The organism is Herbaspirillum sp. B65, from assembly GCF_000333555.1.
In the GTDB taxonomy this organism is placed as follows: domain Bacteria; phylum Pseudomonadota; class Gammaproteobacteria; order Burkholderiales; family Burkholderiaceae_D; genus Herbaspirillum; species Herbaspirillum rubrisubalbicans.
The window spans coordinates 1-17,649 of the sequence record NZ_BADI01000176.1; the positions used below are offsets into that span (position 1 = coordinate 1).

14 protein-coding genes and 2 pseudogenes are annotated in these 17,649 nt (G+C 62.9%); 8 read left to right on the top strand and 8 right to left on the bottom strand.

All coding sequences use genetic code 11. The features are described from left to right. Window positions 1-139, top strand: a pseudogene (locus tag I5W_RS33120) (phasin family protein); the annotation flags it as partial. A gap of 89 nt (window positions 140-228) precedes the next feature. Here the strand turns inward: I5W_RS33120 and I5W_RS04405 are convergent. Further along, window positions 229-1,832: pseudogene (locus I5W_RS04405) on the bottom strand (NAD(P)/FAD-dependent oxidoreductase). Window positions 1,833-2,083: 251 nt separating this feature from the next. Between I5W_RS04405 and I5W_RS04410 the strand changes: the two are divergent. Both I5W_RS04410 and I5W_RS04415 read left to right on the top strand, forming a co-directional pair. Beyond that, a complete protein-coding gene (locus I5W_RS04410) occupies window positions 2,084-3,073 on the top strand; it encodes a bifunctional helix-turn-helix transcriptional regulator/GNAT family N-acetyltransferase (RefSeq protein ID WP_017452768.1) in 990 nt (329 codons plus the stop codon). 217 nt (window positions 3,074-3,290) lie between these two features. After that, window positions 3,291-3,629, top strand: a complete 339-nt coding sequence (locus I5W_RS04415) for a YXWGXW repeat-containing protein (protein ID WP_044528328.1) — start codon at window positions 3,291-3,293, stop codon at window positions 3,627-3,629. Here I5W_RS04415 and mnmC read toward each other — a convergent pair. The 4 genes from mnmC to ribA all read right to left on the bottom strand — a co-directional run bounded on the left by mnmC (window position 3,604) and on the right by ribA (window position 10,719). Next, window positions 3,604-5,484: an FAD-dependent 5-carboxymethylaminomethyl-2-thiouridine(34) oxidoreductase MnmC gene (mnmC, locus tag I5W_RS04420; RefSeq protein WP_044528329.1), complete on the bottom strand. Its 1,881-nt coding sequence runs from the start codon at window positions 5,482-5,484 to the stop codon at window positions 3,604-3,606. The genes I5W_RS04415 and mnmC overlap by 26 nt on opposite strands. A gap of 179 nt (window positions 5,485-5,663) precedes the next feature. Continuing rightward, a complete protein-coding gene (locus I5W_RS04425; RefSeq protein ID WP_044528330.1) occupies window positions 5,664-8,504 on the bottom strand; it encodes a bifunctional diguanylate cyclase/phosphodiesterase in 2,841 nt (946 codons plus the stop codon). 178 nt (window positions 8,505-8,682) lie between these two features. Beyond that, complete coding sequence (locus I5W_RS04430; protein ID WP_044528331.1) at window positions 8,683-9,852, bottom strand: CobW family GTP-binding protein; 1,170 nt, start codon at window positions 9,850-9,852, stop codon at window positions 8,683-8,685. A gap of 180 nt (window positions 9,853-10,032) precedes the next feature. Beyond that, window positions 10,033-10,719: a GTP cyclohydrolase II gene (gene ribA / locus I5W_RS04435; protein ID WP_044528332.1), complete on the bottom strand. Its 687-nt coding sequence runs from the start codon at window positions 10,717-10,719 to the stop codon at window positions 10,033-10,035. Window positions 10,720-10,953: 234 nt separating this feature from the next. Here ribA and I5W_RS04440 point away from each other — a divergent pair, with 234 nt between their 5' ends. Further along, the gene (locus I5W_RS04440; protein WP_044528333.1) at window positions 10,954-12,597 is read left to right on the top strand and encodes a GMC family oxidoreductase; all 1,644 of its coding nucleotides are present in this window, start codon (window positions 10,954-10,956) and stop codon (window positions 12,595-12,597) included. Between the two features lie 45 nt (window positions 12,598-12,642). Further along, window positions 12,643-12,834, top strand: coding sequence for a hypothetical protein (locus I5W_RS04445; protein ID WP_044528334.1), 192 nt, complete (start codon window positions 12,643-12,645; stop codon window positions 12,832-12,834). A gap of 6 nt (window positions 12,835-12,840) precedes the next feature. Here the strand turns inward: I5W_RS04445 and I5W_RS04450 are convergent, their stop codons facing one another. Further along, entirely contained in the window at window positions 12,841-13,482 is a 642-nt protein-coding gene (locus I5W_RS04450; RefSeq protein ID WP_252716888.1) for a Fic family protein, read from the bottom strand. Window positions 13,483-14,002: 520 nt separating this feature from the next. Here I5W_RS04450 and I5W_RS34140 point away from each other — a divergent pair. Continuing rightward, window positions 14,003-14,500, top strand: coding sequence for a biosynthetic peptidoglycan transglycosylase (locus I5W_RS34140; RefSeq protein WP_374702115.1), 498 nt, complete (start codon window positions 14,003-14,005; stop codon window positions 14,498-14,500). Here the strand turns inward: I5W_RS34140 and I5W_RS32340 are convergent. Both I5W_RS32340 and lipA read right to left on the bottom strand, forming a co-directional pair. Continuing rightward, window positions 14,408-15,211 carry a hypothetical protein gene (locus tag I5W_RS32340; protein WP_199901700.1) on the bottom strand — a complete coding sequence of 268 codons (804 nt, stop codon included), beginning with the start codon at window positions 15,209-15,211 and terminating at the stop codon, window positions 14,408-14,410. The genes I5W_RS34140 and I5W_RS32340 overlap by 93 nt on opposite strands. After that, entirely contained in the window at window positions 15,180-16,055 is an 876-nt protein-coding gene (gene lipA / locus I5W_RS04460; protein WP_252716889.1) for a lipoyl synthase, read from the bottom strand. Before lipA ends, I5W_RS32340 begins: the two co-directional genes overlap by 32 nt. Before the next feature lie 25 nt (window positions 16,056-16,080). Between lipA and I5W_RS04465 the strand changes: the two genes are divergently transcribed. Next, complete coding sequence (locus I5W_RS04465; protein WP_044528336.1) at window positions 16,081-17,094, top strand: sulfate ABC transporter substrate-binding protein; 1,014 nt, start codon at window positions 16,081-16,083, stop codon at window positions 17,092-17,094. 66 nt (window positions 17,095-17,160) lie between these two features. Next, window positions 17,161-17,649, top strand: a 489-nt coding sequence (gene ssuE, locus I5W_RS04470; RefSeq protein ID WP_044528337.1) for an NADPH-dependent FMN reductase, incomplete at its 3' end; no start/stop codon positions are given.

Below are 17,649 nucleotides of genomic sequence, written 5' to 3' on the forward strand. Positions count from 1 at the left end.
CGCCAACGCGGCCTACGAGCAACTGTCCAAGAACTCCAAGCAAGCCGTGGAAACGCTGGAAGCCAACCTGGCCAACGCAACCAAACAGTTCACTGCTGCTACCGAAAAGACCGTCGCTTCGACCCGCGCCAAGAAGTAATCTTCACTTCAGGCCGTAAAAACACAACGCCGCCCCGGGTAACCGGAGCGGCGTTGTGTTTTGGGTGATCCAGACTCCGGATCAGCACCTCATGATTGCGCCACGATATCCAGCGCCAAGGCCTCGGCCACGCGGATGCCGTCGATGGCGGCCGACATGATGCCGCCCGCATAACCGGCGCCTTCCCCGGCCGGATACAAACCCTGGGTGTTGAGGCTTTGCAGGGTATGGTCATCGCGCTTGATGCGGATGGGCGAAGAGGTGCGGGTTTCGATGCCGGTCAGCACGGCGTCAGGCATGGAATAGCCACGGATCTGCTTGTCGAAGGCAGGCAGCGCCTCGCGGATGGCATCGATGGCGTACTTGGGCAGGGAAGGATTCAAATCGCCCAGCGTCACGCCGGGCTTGTAGGACGGCTCCACGCTGCCCAGCTGGGTGGAGGGACGATTGGCGATGAAGTCGCCCACCAGTTGTCCGGGTGCATTGTAGTTGCCGCCGCCCAGTTCATAGGCGCGGCTTTCCCACTCGCGCTGGAAGGCGATGCCGGCCAGCGGATGGCCCGGATAGTCGGCCGGCGAGATGCCCACCACGATGCCGCTGTTGGCATTGCGCTCATTGCGCGAATACTGGCTCATGCCGTTGGTGACCACCCGGCCCGGCTCGGAAGTGGCCGCCACCACGGTGCCACCGGGGCACATGCAGAAGCTGTAGACCGAGCGGCCATTGGAGGCATGGTGCACCAGCTTGTAGTCGGCCGCGCCCAGGATGGGATGGCCGGCGCCGGGGCCGAAGCGGCACTTGTCGATCAGCGACTGCGGGTGTTCGGCACGGAAGCCGATGGAGAATGGCTTGGCCTCGATGTAGACGCCACGCTGGTAAAGCATCTCGAAGGTATCGCGGGCGCTGTGGCCGATGGCCAGCACCACGTGATCGGCCTCGATCTGCTCGCCGTTGGCCAGGGTCAGGCCACGGATCTTGCCGTCTTCGATCAGCACATCCTCGACGCGCTGCTCGAAGCGGAATTCACCGCCCAGCTTTTCGATCTTCTCGCGCATCAACTGGATCATCTTGACCAGGCGGAAGGTGCCGATGTGGGGCTTGCTGACATACATGATCTCGGGCGGCGCATCGGCGGCCACGAATTCGGCCAGCACCTTGCGGCCGTAATGCTTGGGGTCCTTGACCTGGCTGTAGAGCTTGCCATCCGAGAAGGTACCGGCGCCGCCCTCGCCGAATTGCACGTTCGATTCCGGTTTCAATTCGCGCTGGCGCCACAGGCCCCAGGTGTCCTTGGTGCGTTCGCGCACGGTCTTGCCGCGTTCCAGGATGAGCGGGTTGAAGCCCATCTCGGCCAGGATCAGCGCCGCGAAGAGGCCGCAGGGGCCGAAGCCGATCACCACCGGGCGTTTCTTCAGCGAGGCCGGAGCCCGGGTGACGTAGTGGTAGGAGGTATCGGGGGTGGGACCGACATTGGTGGTCTTGGCATGACGCGCCAGCACGGTGGCCTCATCCTTCACCTCGACGTCGATGGTGTAGTTGAGGGTGATGGCCGTCTTCTTGCGGCATCGTAGCTGCGGCGAAACAGCGTGAAGGACACCAGTTCATCGGCCGGAATGCCCAGGCGTCGAGATGGCGGCGTTCAGTTCGTCTTCCGTATGTTCACCGGAAGGGTCAGTTCAGAGATGCGCAACATGTGCGGGGACTTTCAACAAGACTGGGGATGCAGGAGGTGGCGCAGGCCACGCTGGCCGGTGGGATCACGGCGCAGGGCTGCGCGAAAGGCGACATTCTACTCCAGCCCGAGCGCGCCTCCCAACCGCAGCGCGGCGCCGGCCAGTTGCGCGGGCGAGACAGCGATGCTGGTCGGGCATGGCAAACAAGTTGCATTTCGCAATCATCTCGCGTTACATTGCTTGCACTTCGCAACCATTACAGGAACGCGCCATGGACTACGATGGCCTGCACTCTCCCCCGCGTGACCAGACCATCGGCCAGTTGCGCGAACTCTCGCGCAAGCTGGTGCGCGAGCTGGGTTTCATGCGCAGCACCTTGGCCGGCAGCGACCTGGCGCCCTCGGCGGTGCACGCCATCATCGAGATCGGGCTGCGGCCCGGGCTGCAGGCGCGTGAGCTGGGCGAACTGCTGTACCTGGACAAGTCCAATACCAGCCGCCAACTGGTCAAGCTGGAAGCGCTGGGGCTGGTGCGCCGCAGCCCGGTACCGGGCGATGGCCGCGCCTTCAGCCTAGCGCTCACCGAGGCCGGGCAGGCGCTGCGCAAGAAGATCGACAAGTTCGCCACCGACCAGGTCTCCGGCGCCTTGCGGCGCATCCTGCCGGAAGACCAGCAGGGCCTGGTGCGCGCCCTGGCGCTGTATTCGGAAGCGCTGTCGCGTGACAATCCCAATGCCGTAGTGCCTCCGGGCAAGGCCGTCGCCACGCCCTTGCGCAGCGGCTACCAGCCCGGCTGCATCGGCGACATCGCCAGCCTGCACGCCCGTTACTATGCCCAGGCCGCCGGCTTCGGCGCGTTCTTCGAGCACAAGGTGGCCAGCGAACTGGGCGCCTTTGCCCAAGCGCTGCCTACCCCCGGCAAGCAACTCTGGACCCACGCAGAACAGGGGCGCACCCTGGCCTCGATCGTCATCGATGGCGACCTGGCCAGCGGCATGGCGCACCTGCGCTGGTTCATCGTCGACGACAGCCTGCGCGGGGCCGGGGTCGGCCGGCGCCTGTTGGAACAGGCCATGGCCTTCCTCGATGCTCACCATTTCGATTGCTATCTGTGGACCTTCCGGGGCCTGGATGCGGCGCGCCACCTGTACCTGTCGGCCGGCTTCGAACTGGCCGAGGAGTCGGCCGGGGAACAATGGGGTAGCCGCGTGGTGGAACAACGTTATACCCGGGCCGCGCGCAGGAAGCCGAAGCATAAGTAGCGACGTGTAGGCGGCAAGTATCGATCTGCCCGGACTTGTTACCAGAACCAGTCCCTCGGCGCTGGTTCGGTGCTTGCGCCGGCCTCGCACGGCACCGCGCTGACACACCTGGAAACACAACATTACAGTCTTAAAGAGGCCGGACTCCTACAGTGGCTCCACAGCGCAAGTTCATCTGCGCTGCATCCACGCCAGACCAACATCGCAGGAGTCCACCATGAAAACCACAACAAGCCGCCTCGCCTTTGCCCTTCTCACCGCCGTTGGCTCGCTCGGCGCCCTCGTCGCCACTGCCCCTGCCGCCCAGGCGCAGGTGGTGGGCGTGGACGTGCGCATCGGCGTGCCACCGCCCGCCCCGCGCTATGAAGTGGTGCCGCCGCCGCGCCACGGCTATGCCTGGGCGCCGGGCTACTGGGCCTGGAACGGCCATCGTCACGTCTGGGTGGTCGGCCATTGGGAGCGGATGCGCCGCCACTACGTGCGCTATGAACCGGCCCACTGGCAGCAAGGCCCGGGCGGCGGCTGGCACTTCATTCCGGGTCGTTGGGTGCGCTGAGCTCAGTCGCCGGCGCGCCCTTGAAGCGCGCCGGATCGAGCGCGGCCACCAGATCACGCGGCAAGGGTAGCGGCTCGCGCTCCAGCATGGCCGCCAGCAACTCGGCCATCAGCGGCGCCCAGATCAGGCCGCGCGAGGCATAGCCCAGCAGACTGTAGAGCCCTTCCTGCTCGGGCAAGGCGCCCACCAGCGGCAGACGGTCGGGCGCAATGCTGCGCTGGCCGACCCGGCCCGGCTGGCTGGCGGTGGCCTCGGGCAAGGTGTAGTGGCTGGCGATCTGCGGCAGCATGTGCTGTAGCCGGGCCAGGTTGTCGGCATGACTGTCGGCGCGCAGGTGTGGATCATCGAACCGGTCGTAGCTGGCGCCCAGCGCAATCTGGCCGGCGTAGGGGCGGGTCAGGTAGCCATCGCCGCACAAGGCATACGGCAAGTCGGGAAAACCTGCGGCCGGCAAGTGCGTGACCTGCCCGCGCACGGCGTTCAAAGGCAGTTCGGCCAATTGCGCCAAGGCGCTGGCCTGGGCGCCGGCGGCGAAGATCACCACGGGCGCCTGGGCGATCACCTCGCCTGCGGCATCGCGTGCCTGCCATTGCCCGGCTGCACGTTGCAGGCGGCTGACCTCACGCCCGAAATGGGTCGCCACCGCACCCTGCTCACGCGCCACCGCCAGCATCCGCCGACACACCGAAGGCGGATGGAGCCAGCCCGCTTCCGGGAAGAAATAGCCGCCGCCCATGGTCGCCATGCCCAGTGCCGCCGCCGTTTCCTCAGCCGACATCCAGCGCGCGTAACGCTCTGGATACTGCCACTGCCGCGCCCCCTGCTCGAAGGACCAGGCTTGCTTGGCATCGCGTCCGAATTGCAGGATGCCGCAACATTCGCCCTGGATGGCCGCCGCCTCCTCCAGCCCGACACCGCCCAAGGCCTGCCAGCGCTGCGCGGCAAACAGGAAGGCGGCGCGCGTGAGGCGGGCCAGCGGGCTATCGTCGCGTGCCAAGGCCGGCATGAACAGGCCACCATGATTGCCGGAGGCGCGGGTGGCCACCTGCGGCCCGGCATCGATGAGCTCGATACGCCAACCGCGCGCGCTCAAGCGCTCGGCGGCTGCGGTGCCGGCCAGGCCGGCGCCGATCACCAGCGCATGGCGGGGATGCTGCGCATCCCGCTGCAAAGGCGTATCCAAAGCCGCCACATGGGTAGCAGGCCGCGCCCAGGCGGGGGCGTAGCGCAAGGCCAGCGCGCCGTCGCGCTCCTGACCCGTGAAGCCGACCTGGCGCATGGCTGCCGCCAGCGGCGCCTGGCCGGCCGCACCGAACACCAGCGCCTGCGCGCCGGTCCAGGCCAGGCGCGCCAGGCGCTTGCAGGCGTGGGCGTGCCAGCCGGGCGCGTCCGGGTCGAAGCGCTTTGCCTCGGCGTGCAGGTAGAACAGGTCGATGGGCGCATCCAGCCGCGCCAGCTCTTCTTCCAGCGCGCCCCAGATCAAGGTCAGCGTGAGGCGGCCCTCATCCAGCAGCAAGCGGTGCGTGCCCGGCAAGGGCAAGGGCCAGGCCGCGCGCAAGGCCTGTGCATAAGTCAAATCCTGATGCAGCGCTTGTGGCGCGGGCGGATGCGGCAGGATGGCCACGTAATGCAGGCGCTGTGCCCCGCCCTGCCCTTGCTCGCGCTGTCGGGCAAAGGCGTGCCAGGTGGCGAAGAAGGTATAACCCAGGCCGAAATGCAGGTCCAGGATGGTGGCGCTGTGCTGCTGGCGCAGGCAGTCGGGTACGGCATCGAGCGCGGGCATGAGGCGATCGGCCTCAGCGTGCCAGGCGGCCAGCAGTTCGGGGCCGGCCAGTTGGAGGGGACGAGCAGGCATCTTGGAAAGCCCTGTGGATAAATCAGACAAGGCCGCCATTCTACGCTGCTGCCCCTCGCCGACCTTGCGCCGTGACAAGCCGTCCCCCTGCCTGGATCGCGCAATAGGACAGCCGATATGAAGAAAAGCCGCAGCGGCAATGCCGTGCGGCCTGATTTGGAGATATAGGGTGAAGTTTTCTACAACATGGCCCGCTCTTCGCGCAGCATCTGCTCGAACTTCTCGGGCGCCACCGGCGGGCTGAACAGGTAACCCTGGATCTCATCGCAACCGTAGTGACGCAGGTAGTCGAGCTGCTCATCGGTCTCCACCCCTTCGGCGATCACGCGCAGCTTCAAGTGGCGCGCCAGCGAGATGATGGAGGCGGTGATGGCGGCATCGTCGGCGTCGATGGTGATGTCGCGCACGAAGGAGCGGTCGATCTTGAGCACGTCGATGGGGAAGCGCTTGAGGTAGGCCAGCGAGGAATAACCGGTGCCGAAGTCATCGATGGACAAGCGTATGCCCAGCTTCTTCAAGCCGGCCAGGATGCCGATGGCGTGCTCGACATCGGTCATCATCAGGCTCTCGGTCAATTCGATCTCCAGCGAGGCCGGGGGCAGGCCGGTATCGGCCAGCACATCGGCAATGGAGGAGACCAGATCCTTCTGCAGGAATTGCCCCACCGAAAGGTTGACCGAGACGCTGATATCTTCATGCCCGGCCAGTTGCCACTGGCGGCATTGGGTGCAGGCCGTGCGCAGCACCCAGGCGCCGATGGGCAGGATCAAGCCGGTTTCTTCGGCCAGGCCGATGAAGCGTGCCGGCGAGACCATGCCCAGTTGCGGATGCAGCCAGCGGATCAGCGCTTCGCAGCCGACCACGCGGCCCGAGGCCAGGTCCACCTTGGGCTGGTAATGCAGCAGGAATTCGCCATGGTCGAGCGCATTGCGCAGGTCGCCTTCGATGCGCAGGCGTTCCAGCGCCTGTTCGTTCATGGCCGGGGTATAGAACTGGAAATTGTTGCGACCGGTCTGCTTGCCGCGATACATGGCGATGTCGGCGTGCTTGATCAGCGTCTCGCCATCGGTGCCATCGTTGGGATAGCAGGCCACGCCGATGCTGCAAGTCATGAAGAGGGTATGGCCGCCCAGCGTCACGGGCGCGGCCACCGCATCCATGATGCGTTGCAGGCTGCGGGTGTCGAGTGTGAGTTCATCCTGTTCGGGCAGGATCATGATGAATTCATCGCCGCCCAGGCGCGCCACCGTATCGGCTTCGCGCACGGCGGCGCGCAGGCGCCCGGCCACGGTACGCAACAGGGTGTCGCCGGCCTTGTGGCCCAGCGTGTCGTTGACGAACTTGAAGCGGTCCAGGTCCACGAACACCACCCACAGGGCCTGCTTCTGGCGCTCGGCCGCTCCGATGGCCTGTTCCAGGTGATGGCGCAGCATATGGCGATTGATCAGGCCGGTGAGGGTGTCGCGGCTGGCCTGGAATTCCAGCTCGGCCTCGTAACGCTTCATGGAGGTGATGTCGTAGAGCGCTGCCACAAAATGAGTGACCGCGCCGTTCTCATCACGCACCGGGGCGATGTAGAAATCGTTCCACAGCTCCGAACCATCCTTGTGGTAGTTGCGCAGGACCACGTTGTACTCGCGCTGTTCGCGCATGGCGATCCACACGGTTTCGAAGCCGTCCGGGTCGCTGTCGCGTCCCTCCAGGAAGCGGATGCTCTTGCCCACCGCCTCGCCGCTGCTGTAGCCGGTGATGCGGGCGAAGGCCGGGTTGACGTATTCGATGGTGTAGTCGGGCTGGCGCGCCGAGAGGATCAGGATGGCATTGGCACTGGCCTCGATGGCCTGGTGGCGCAGGCGCAGGGCGCGCTCGGCCAGGCGGCGGGCCTTGATGTCGTCCGACAGCAGGGCATTGGTGGTGCGCAGCTCGGCGGTCTTTTCTTCCACCAGTTGCTGCACCCGGTGCGAGCGCATCGATAGCGCCCGCATGTAGGCCGCGCCCAGCAGCGAAGCGATCACGCCCACCAGCAGGATCAGCAGCGAGCCATAGTGATCGGCAAAGACCGAGCGCGGCGGGATGCTGATTTCCATGTGCCAGCGCTGGCCGGCGATGTCGAAGCTGGTGACGGTGTTGGAGGGATGGCGGAAGAAGCTGCCCGGCTTGATGATCTGGTCCAGCCACTGGCTCTGCGGCGCCACACTGTCGTGGCGGTACACCAGTTTGTCGGGGGTGGCTTGCGAGCCCACGTAGATGCGCAGGCCAATCTCGTGGTCAGACATCAGACCGGCGCCATCGAGGATCTTCTGCACCAGGCCATCCAGTTCCAGCACGGCGGTGGTGTCGCCCACCAGCAGCGCGCGTCGCGCGGCCAGGTCGGTGGGTTGCACGCCGCCCCGGTAGACCGGCTGGATCACCAGCAGGCCGCGTTCCTCCGGGCCGAATTGCGCCAGCCGGATCGGTGGCGTGGAGGCCGGATAGCCGCTGGCCAGGGCGGCATCAAGCGCCTGCATGATGGCCGCATTGCCCGACACGTCCAGCCCCAGCGCGGCGGCGTTGCCGGCCAGCGGCTCCAGGTAATCCACCACCAGGTAGGACGGTTTTTGTGGTGCGCGTTGCGGCTGGCCGTCCTGCAACGCAGTGATCTCGAAGTCGGGCTTGACGCCCTGGCGCAGCGCTTCGAACACTGGCCGGTCTTCATCGGAGACGAAGCGCTGCACGCTGAAGGCGCGCACATAGGGGTAGCGCTCCAGCAGCGGACGGGTGAAGTTGTCGAACTGTTCGCGCGAGGGATCGCCCACGGTGGCATAGAAATGGTTCACCACCGCCTGCACCTGGACCGCCTCTTCCAGCCCGCGCTGGATGGTGAAGGCGCGCAGGCCGGCCCGGCGCTCGAAGTCCAGGTTTACGGCATCTTCTTCCAGATGGCTGGTGGCGATGAATACCGTCACGGTGGCGCACAGGCCCAGCATCAGCGTGAGCGATGCCGACAACGTTGCCCCCAGCTTGTTGATCACACGCTGCATAAACGAATCGTTATTTATCTGTCTCTAGAACTCTAGGTGAGCCCGATCATAATCTGGACTAAGCCTTGTTATCGGCCGAGATGGATTTATTTTTAATCCATCGGTGCCAAGGCCCTGCCAACCGGCGCGCGCGTATTGCCCAGAGGGAATTTCCGGCCTGTGCTCAGGCCGGTACGACTCAATATGCCGCCGGCTGGCGCTCACGCGCCTCGCGTTCGATGGCCTGAGCCTGCATGAAGGCATCGAAGGAGCGTGCAATGGTGGCACGCTCGATGTCGCGGGTGATGAAGACGATGCGACTGCGACGGTCTTCCGAGGGCCACTCGGGCAGGGTGGCGGTGGGGTGGAAGATGTGCTGCACGCCGTGGATGACGGTGGGCTGGTCGTCCCCCTTGAGGTTGAGGATGCCCTTGATGCGCAGGATGTTGGGGCCCTTGAAGCCCACCAGCAGGCTCAGCCATTCATCGAAGAGCATCGGATCGATGGGTTCGTCGAAGGTAAAGCAGAAGGCGCGGATGTGGTCGTCGTGGCGGTTGACGTCATGGGCGTGGTCATGGTGATCGTGATGCTCGTGATGAGCATGTCCATGGTCGTGATGATCATGATGATCGTGGCCATGATGATGATGCTCATGGGCATGGGCCTGCTGCTCGGCAAAGGCTTCCTCGTTGAGCCAGCGCGCCACATCCGGCATCTTTTCGCCCGGCTTGAAGAGGCCCGCATCGAGCAGCTCTGCCGCGGCGATCTGGCCAAGCTGCGGCTGCAATTGGCGCGCGCCCGGGTTGAGGGTGCGCAACCGCGCCTGCAAGGCGGCCAGGGTGGCGGCGTCGGCCAGGTCGGTCTTGGTCAGCAGCAGGCGGTCAGCCACCGCGGCCTGCTGGATCGCTTCGGGATGATGGTCCAGGGTGGACATGCCATTGACCGCATCGACGGTGACGATCACGCCATCAAGGCGATAACGGGCCGCGATGAAGGAGTCCGTCATCAGGGTATGCAGGATGGGCGTGGGCGAGGCCAGGCCGGTGGTCTCGATGACCACGCGGTCGAACTTGCGCTGGCCGCCTTCGGCAAAGCGCCAGGTGATGTCCTTCAAGGTCTTCTTGAGGTCGCCGCGGATGGTGCAGCACAGGCAGCCGCTGCTCATCTCGACCACGGTGTCTTCCTGGCTGTGCGCCACCAGCAGGTGGTCCAGGCCGATCTCGCCGAACTCGTTGATGATGACCAGCGTGTTCTTCATCTCCGGCTGGGTGATCAGGTGGTTCAACAGCGTGGTCTTGCCACTGCCGAGAAAACCGGTCAACAGCGAAACGGGAATCGGCGCAGCGCCGGCGGGAACGGATGGGTTCATGGTGTCAGGACGGGATGAGAATGAAGGAATGCAGTCGCCATGCTACCCGATGCGTCAAGCGGGCTGCGCCCAGGTGGTCAAAAAAAGACGGACCGCACGGGTCCGTCTGCTGTGCCGGCCGGCTGGCCGGAAATCATTTATCGCATTCCCGCTGGCGCGCACTGCGGGCGCGCGGTGGGCTCACTCATTGTCGTGCGCGTCCAGCGACACCTTCTCCGGCAAGTCATCGGTCTTGGTCAGGCCGGGCAAGAGGTGGCCCAGCTTGCGCGCCTTGGTGCCCAGGTAGCCGATATTGAAGGGATTGTGGTTGGCGATCAGGGCGATGCGCTCGGCCACCGTGATGCCGCTGTCTTCCAGCGCCTTGACCTTGCGCGGGTTGTTGGTCATCAGGCGCAGGCTGGTGATCTTCAGGTGCGCCAGCATGGGCAACACGATGGTATAGCGCCGCATGTCGGCCGGGAAACCCAGGCGTTCGTTGGCTTCCACCGTATCGGCGCCCTGGTCTTGCAGGTGATAGGCGCGGATCTTGTTCAACAGGCCGATGCCACGGCCTTCCTGGCGCAGGTAGAACAGCACGCCGCGGCCTTCCTTGGCGATCTTCTTCAAGGCCGCTTCCAGTTGGGCGCCGCAATCGCAGCGCTGGGAAAACAGCGCATCGCCGGTCAGGCATTCGGAATGCACGCGGCCCAGCACCGGCTCGCCGTTGCCGACCTCGCCCAGGGTCAGGGCCAGGTGTTCCTTGCCGGAAATTTCATCATAGAAGGCGTGCAGCTCGAAGGTGGCCCAGGGCATGGGCAACTTGCAAGAACTGACGAAGACCAGTTTTTCTTCCGGCGCGGCAGCGGCCGGTGCGATCGGTGAGGACATGACAACCTGCTTTCGAATCGAATGCTCAGAACCGCGTATCTTACCTTGGGCACGGGTTTATTTCAGCGCAGTGGGCTGGCCGGTGAAGGCAATTGTCCCATTCGTGCAGGGAAATTGAACAGCTCCGGCCCAGCGGTTCATAATGCCAGCCAGACCGGGACCCACCGGCAACGCGCCTCGCAAGGCGACGTCAGTGCGGCGCCCAGGCCGGTCAACCATAACAAGGAGACAACCGTGCTGTTCGATTACGTCATCGTCGGTGGCGGCTCGGCAGGCGCCACGCTGGCATCGCGCCTGTCGGAAGATCCGCATATCTCGGTCTGCCTGCTGGAAGCGGGCGGCCAGGGCGACAGCCTGCTGGTGCGCACGCCGGCTGCGGTGGTGGCCATGCTGCCCGGTTATGGCAAGCTCAATAACTGGGCCTTGCAGACCACGCCCCAGCCGGGACTGCACGGGCGCCGTGGCTACCAGCCGCGCGGGCGCGCCCTGGGCGGCTCCTCGGCCATCAATGCCATGCTCTACATCCGCGGCCAGCGCCAGGACTACGACGGCTGGGCCGCGGCCGGCTGCCCCGGCTGGGACTGGGACTCGGTGTTGCCCTACTTCAAGCGCGCCGAAAACAACGTGCGCGGCGCCGATGCCTGGCATGGCGCCAGCGGCCCGTTGCATGTGTCCGAACAAAACCGCCCGCGCCCGATCACCCGTGCCTTCATCGAAGCCGCCCAGGCGCGCGGCTATCCGCTGTGCACGGACTTCAACCGGGGCGACAACGAGGGCGTGGGCCTGTATCAGGTCACCCAATTCCACACGCCTGCCCATCGCGGCGAGCGCTGCTCGGCGGCGGCCGCCTACCTGCATCCGGTGCTGGGCCAGCGTCCCAACTTGACGGTGCGGTGCCAGGTGCGGGCGCAACGGCTGTTGTTCGAGGGCAAGCGCGCCGTGGGCGTGGCCTATCGCCAGCAGCAGCAAGATGCCCAGGTGCGGGCAGCGCGTGAAGTCATCGTTGCCGCAGGCGCCTTCGGCTCGCCGCAATTGCTGCAACTCTCGGGCATCGGTCGGCCCGAAGACATCCTTCCGCACGGCATCGCCCTGCAACACGCGCTGCCCGGCGTGGGCCAGAACCTGCAGGATCACCTCGATTTCACCCAGGGCTGGACCACCCGCGACACCGACAATTTCGGTCTGGGCATGGTCGGTGGCTTGCGCCTGTTGGGCCAGTTGCTGCCCTGGAAGCGCCATGGCGAGGGCTTGATCGCCACGCCCTTCGCCGAGGGCGCCGCCTTCCTGAAGACCCGCGCGGAACTGGAACGGCCCGATATCCAGCTGCATTTCTGCATCGCCATCGTCGATGACCATGCAAGAAAGCTGCACGCCGGTTATGGTTTCTCCCTGCACATGTGTATGCTGCGGCCGCATTCACGCGGTCGAGTCGGGCTGCAATCAGCCGATCCCCTGGCCGATCCGTTGATCGACGCGGGCTATCTCTCCGACCCGCGCGACCTGCCGACCATGATCGCCGGCGCCCGTATCGCGCGCCAGATCGTGATGACCGAACCGCTGCGCCGCTACTGCCGGCGCGAACTCTTCGGCGGTCACGACGACATGGACGATGCACAATGGGAAGCCATGATCCGCCGCCGCGCCGATACCATCTATCATCCGGTCGGTACCTGCCGCATGGGCGAGGATCAGATGGCGGTGGTCGATGCGCAACTGCGGGTACATGGGCTGCACGGCTTGCGGGTGGTGGATGCCTCGGTCATGCCCACGCTGGTCAGCGGCAACACCAATGCCCCCACCATCATGATCGCCGAGAAGGCCGCCGAGATGATCCGCGCCAGCCAGCAGCAGGCGCAGGCGGCCTCACAGGCGGCCTAATATGCGGCCCCGGATACGCTTGGACCACAATGCAAGGATGCATCAATGACTGACACGAGCGTTGCACAACTGCAGCAGCTCCTGAACCGGCAACGCCAGGTCTTCTCCGCCGACAGCGATCCCTCGCACGCGCTGCGCATGGACCGGCTGGCGCGCTGGACTGGCGGGACGCTGTTGCATCCGCCTTATGGGAAAACCTTCGAGTGGGTGTTGGGGCTGATCAGGCGATTGCGCTGATGCGCGTCATCCTGATGCCGGCAGCAGATCCAGATACAAGCGCAGCGCGCGCAGCACGCTCTCGGCGACCAAGGCGGTGATGGCGTCATGGTTTGCGTTCAGGCAAGCCTCATCGAGCGCATCGTAATACGCCAGCCGATCTTCCTTGTGGATCACCGCCGGCGGGTAGCCCGACTTCATCAACTCCAGGTTCAGCAACAGGCGGCCGGTACGGCCATTGCCATCGACGAAGGGATGGATCTTCACGAAGCGGGTATGCAACTGCGCCGCACGCGCGACCGGATGCAGCGTGTCGGCCTGCTGGTACCAGTCCAGCAAGTGGCGCATTTCATCGTTGAGGTGCAGGAAATCGGGCGGCGTGCTACTGGCGCCGGCAATGACGACATTCTCACGGCGGTAGCGGCCGGCTTGCTCGGCATCGACGCCCTTCAACACCCGACTGTGGAGGTCCTTGATGTGCCGCTCGCTCAGGGGCTCCTGGTCGGCAACGATCTGTTCCACCAGCAGGATGGCATCACGGTGATTGATGGCTTCGAAGTGCTCACGCAGCGACTTGCCGCCGACGGTGATGCCTTCCAGCACCACCTTGGTCTCGCGCAGGGTCAGCGTATTGCCGCCTAACGCGTTTGAGTGGTGAATCCATTCCAAGGTCAGCTTGGCGCCAACCGTCGCGGCGGTATATCGCGGGAACGGACTAGCGTCAGTCAGCGTCGCTTTAGATACATCAATTTTTAGTAGTAGATCCAAATCCAAATGTTTCGCCATTTGATGATTTACTCTTTCAGCGCACCGAAAAACGCGTATAGCAATATTTGCCGTGTTTCCCCCTCTATCGAGGGCAACAGAAAAATAAAACTTCAGGTAGGTCAGCGCCTCTGCAAGACAGAAAGACTAGTTCGCGCATAATCGATATAAACTTGAATCTACCCGATTAGCTAGCCGTAAGAAATCTAAGCTGCTCAATCTGGGCTGAACTTAAAACAACCACAAACTAAATCTGTTCCCAGCGGGGAGAATAGAGATGAGCTTTATCGACAACAAACCCAGATGGCGCTTTTTTTCTCTAAGAGAATTTTTACTGCGTGTACACACTGATCTCTTACAAATTGAAAGGGCGGTCGATCCAACTAGTATCTATAGCGCTGATCAGCTATCAGCTATCGAAAAAATGGTTTTGATACTTGAGGACCGGCGCTTCTTTAAACACGGTGGAGTAGATCTAAAGTCCGTGTGTCGCGAATCGTTCAAAGCGTGCTTAGGAAGGCGCCACGGCGGCGCTAGCACAATAGACATGCAGTTCGTAAGGACCGTAACTGGTTACCGCGAGCGAACTATTAAAAGAAAAATTTATGAAATTTTTCTCGCCAGCCTTATACAGATCAGATATAGCAAAATAGTTATTCTGCGCTCGTATTTGCAATGTGCTTTTCTTGGCTCTCATTTACGAGGCGTCCACGCGGCCTCCTTGAAGATCTTCAATAAACCATCAATGGATTTGAGTCTTCAAGAGGCCGCTACCATTGCAGCGATGCTCGTATATCCTCGCCCCATGAAGCCGACCGATGAGTGGAATTTAAGAGTTCAACGTCGAGCGGATTATGGTCAGCGAGTTTATATTTCGACTAAACAGAGCCTTGAAAAGAAACCAAGTAGAAAACCTGTTTAGATTTGCCTGGGTAAAATGTATTACTTCACCCTCGTATAAGACTTTTCTTCGATCGAGCGCGAAGTTTAATAAATGCTTATTAAAATTTGTAGCACTTGCTTGAAGGTGGTTCGTGGAAGCAAGCGCTAAGTGCGCCTCTTGAGCGAGCCCCTCATTACCTTCTAATCGTTTTTTTAGTAATGCAGAAATTGCGCGAGACAATTTGGTCATCGGAACATGGATACGTCGCTCCAATCTATTCGCCTCGCTTTCCCCCATTAGAAGGGAAAGCCGGACATAAAACGACGTAAGACGAATGTTCCAGCGCTTGATGATATCGTCATAATCCTCAACCTTAGATTCGAATTTCTCGTCAGGATCATTGGCAACAGATAAGAGCACTCTCTGACTGAGATATATCCGTTCACCGAGAAGCTGAGCTATCTCGTCTATTAGCTCTTTCAGCGCAGCATATTCTTTTTCGTTGCCATTGAAACGCTGTTGCGAGATCCAATTTCGGTTCTGCCAATGTTGCAGTAGACGATTACCAATTACTCCGCTGAGAATAAATCCAGCTACCACTGGTATTAACGAAGTAAGCATAGCCTTATCGTACCTCTTAGATATTTGAGCAAGACTTGTTGCCTGCACAAAGCTAAGCACGCCGTTGAATATAAATGGCGTGCTTGTTCTTCGATAATCAGACCAGCCCGTGCGCCTGCTGGTCCGCATGGTAGCTGGAACGCACCATGGCACCGACAGCAGCGTGCACGAAGCCCATCTTGTAGGCTTCTTCCTCGTACATCTTGAAGGTGTCCGGGTGCACGTAGCGGCGCACTGGCAAGTGGTCGCCGCTGGGCATGAGGTATTGGCCGATGGTCAGCATATCCACGTTGTGGGCGCGCATGTCGCGCATGACCTGCAACACTTCTTCATCGGTCTCGCCCAGCCCCACCATGATGCCGGACTTGGTCGGCACCTCCGGGTGCAGGTCCTTGAAGCGCTTCAACAGGCTCAGCGAGTATTCGTAATCCGAACCCGGACGGGCTTCCTTGTACAGGCGCGGTGCGGTTTCCAGGTTGTGGTTCATCACGTCCGGCGGGGCCATCTTGAGGATTTCCAGGGCGCGGTCCATGCGGCCGCGGAAGTCCGGGGTCAGGATCTCGATGCGGGTCTCGGGCGACAGTTCGCGCACGCGCTGGATGCAGGCGGCGAAGTGGGCAGCGCCACCATCGCGCAGGTCGTCCCGGTCGACGCTGGTGATGACCACGTAGGACAGACGCAGCTGGGCGATGGTCTTGGCCAGGTTTTCCGGCTCGTTGGGGTCCAGCGGATCGGGGCGGCCGTGGCCGACGTCGCAGAAGGGGCAACGGCGGGTGCACTTGTCACCCATGATCATGAAGGTCGCGGTGCCCTTGCCGAAGCATTCGCCGATGTTGGGGCAGGAGGCTTCCTCACAGACCGTCACCAGGTTGTTGGCGCGCAGGATGTCCTTGATCTCGTAGAAGCGGGTGGTGGGCGAACCGGCCTTGACGCGAATCCAGTCCGGCTTCTTCAGCTTTTCGGCGGCCTCCAAAACAACAGAACATGCGGGAACGGATATGCTGAAGAAGATCATCAAATCGGTCGCCGCCGCCCTGGTGCTGGCGCAAGCCGCGCACGTGGCGCAGGCGGCCGATATTTCGCTGCTCAACGTCTCTTACGACCCCACGCGCGAACTCTACGCCGACTACAACAAGGCCTTTGCCAAGTACTGGAAGGACAAGGCCGGCGACACCGTCACCATCAAGGCCTCGCACGGCGGCTCCGGCAAGCAGGGCCGCTCGGTGATCGACGGCATCGATGCCGACGTGGTGACCCTGGCCCTGGCCTACGACATCGATGAAATCTCGGAAAAGGCCAAGCTCTTGCCGGCCGACTGGCAAAAGCGCCTGCCGCATAACAGCTCGCCCTATACCTCCACCATCGTGTTCCTGGTGCGCAAGGGCAATCCCAAGGGCATCAAGGACTGGGGCGACCTGATCAAGCCGGGGATCTCCGTCATCACCCCCAACCCCAAGACCTCGGGCGGCGCCCGCTGGAACTACCTGGCGGCCTGGGCCTATGCCAAGCAGAAGGGCGGTAGCGACGACGCTGCCCGCGACTATATCGCCAAGCTCTTCAAGAACGTGCCGGTGCTGGATTCCGGCGCCCGTGGCGCCACCATCACCTTCGTCGAGCGTGGCATCGGCGACGTGTTGCTGGCCTGGGAAAACGAAGCCCTGATTTCACTCAAGGAATGGGGCCCGGACAAGTTCGACATCGTCGTGCCCTCCATTTCTATCCTGACCGAACCCCCGGTGGCGGTGGTGGACAAGGTGGTCGACCGGCGCGGCACCCGCAAGGTGGCCGAGGAATACCTGAAGTACCTGTACACCGAGCAGGGTCAGGAAATCATCGCCAAGAACTACTACCGTCCCATCGACCCCAAGATCGCCGCCAAGTACGCATCGCAATTCCCCAGGCTGAACCTGGTGACCATCGACAAGGATTTCGGCGGCTGGCAGAAGGCCCAGAAGACCCACTTCGCCGATGGCGGCACCTTCGACCAGCTCTATACCCCCAACAAGAAGTGAGTTGAACCCGCAAGAGGAACCGGCCTGGCCGGTTCCATCCACCCCCCCCCAGCACAAGCAAACGACATGACCATCCTGTTATTGGCCGGCAGCCCCTCGGCACCTTCCCGTTCCACCCGTCTGTTGCACCACGTCGGCGACAAGCTGGCCCAGCTCGGACACCGTTATGCGCGCCTGGATGTGCGCGACCTGCCGGGCCAGGCGATCCTGCGCGCCGACTGGAACGACGCCGACATCAAGGCCGCGCTGGCCACCGTCGAAGAAGCGTCTGCCGTGGTGGTGGCCACGCCGGTCTACAAGGCAGCCTATAGCGGCATCCTGAAAGCCTTCCTGGACCTGCTGCCGCAGTTCGGCCTGACCAACAAGCTGGTGCTGCCGCTGGCCACCGGTGGCAGCCAGTCGCACATGCTGGCGCTGGATTACGCGCTGCGCCCGGTCTTGTCCTCGCTCAACCCCAAGCACGTGCTGCCCAGCATCTACGCTACCGAGGCGCAAGTGACCTGGAGTGAAGAAAAAGTCTGGGTGCTGATGCCCCCATCNAACCCCGCGTCAATG

What these genes read in the sequence shown, in the direction of transcription:
- I5W_RS04410 (WP_017452768.1), top strand. Translation starts at nt 2,084, where the DNA reads ATGGACTACGATGGCCTGCACTCTCCCCCGCGTGACCAGACCATCGGC.
- I5W_RS04415 (WP_044528328.1), top strand. Translation starts at nt 3,291, where the DNA reads ATGAAAACCACAACAAGCCGCCTCGCCTTTGCCCTTCTCACCGCCGTT.
- mnmC (WP_044528329.1), bottom strand. Translation starts at nt 5,484, where the DNA reads ATGCCTGCTCGTCCCCTCCAACTGGCCGGCCCCGAACTGCTGGCCGCC.
- I5W_RS04425 (WP_044528330.1), bottom strand. Translation starts at nt 8,504, where the DNA reads ATGCAGCGTGTGATCAACAAGCTGGGGGCAACGTTGTCGGCATCGCTC.
- I5W_RS04430 (WP_044528331.1), bottom strand. Translation starts at nt 9,852, where the DNA reads ATGAACCCATCCGTTCCCGCCGGCGCTGCGCCGATTCCCGTTTCGCTG.
- ribA (WP_044528332.1), bottom strand. Translation starts at nt 10,719, where the DNA reads ATGTCCTCACCGATCGCACCGGCCGCTGCCGCGCCGGAAGAAAAACTG.
- I5W_RS04445 (WP_044528334.1), top strand. Translation starts at nt 12,643, where the DNA reads ATGACTGACACGAGCGTTGCACAACTGCAGCAGCTCCTGAACCGGCAA.
- I5W_RS34140 (WP_374702115.1), top strand. Translation starts at nt 14,003, where the DNA reads ATGGTTTTGATACTTGAGGACCGGCGCTTCTTTAAACACGGTGGAGTA.
- I5W_RS32340 (WP_199901700.1), bottom strand. Translation starts at nt 15,211, where the DNA reads ATGCGGACCAGCAGGCGCACGGGCTGGTCTGATTATCGAAGAACAAGC.
- I5W_RS04465 (WP_044528336.1), top strand. Translation starts at nt 16,081, where the DNA reads ATGCTGAAGAAGATCATCAAATCGGTCGCCGCCGCCCTGGTGCTGGCG.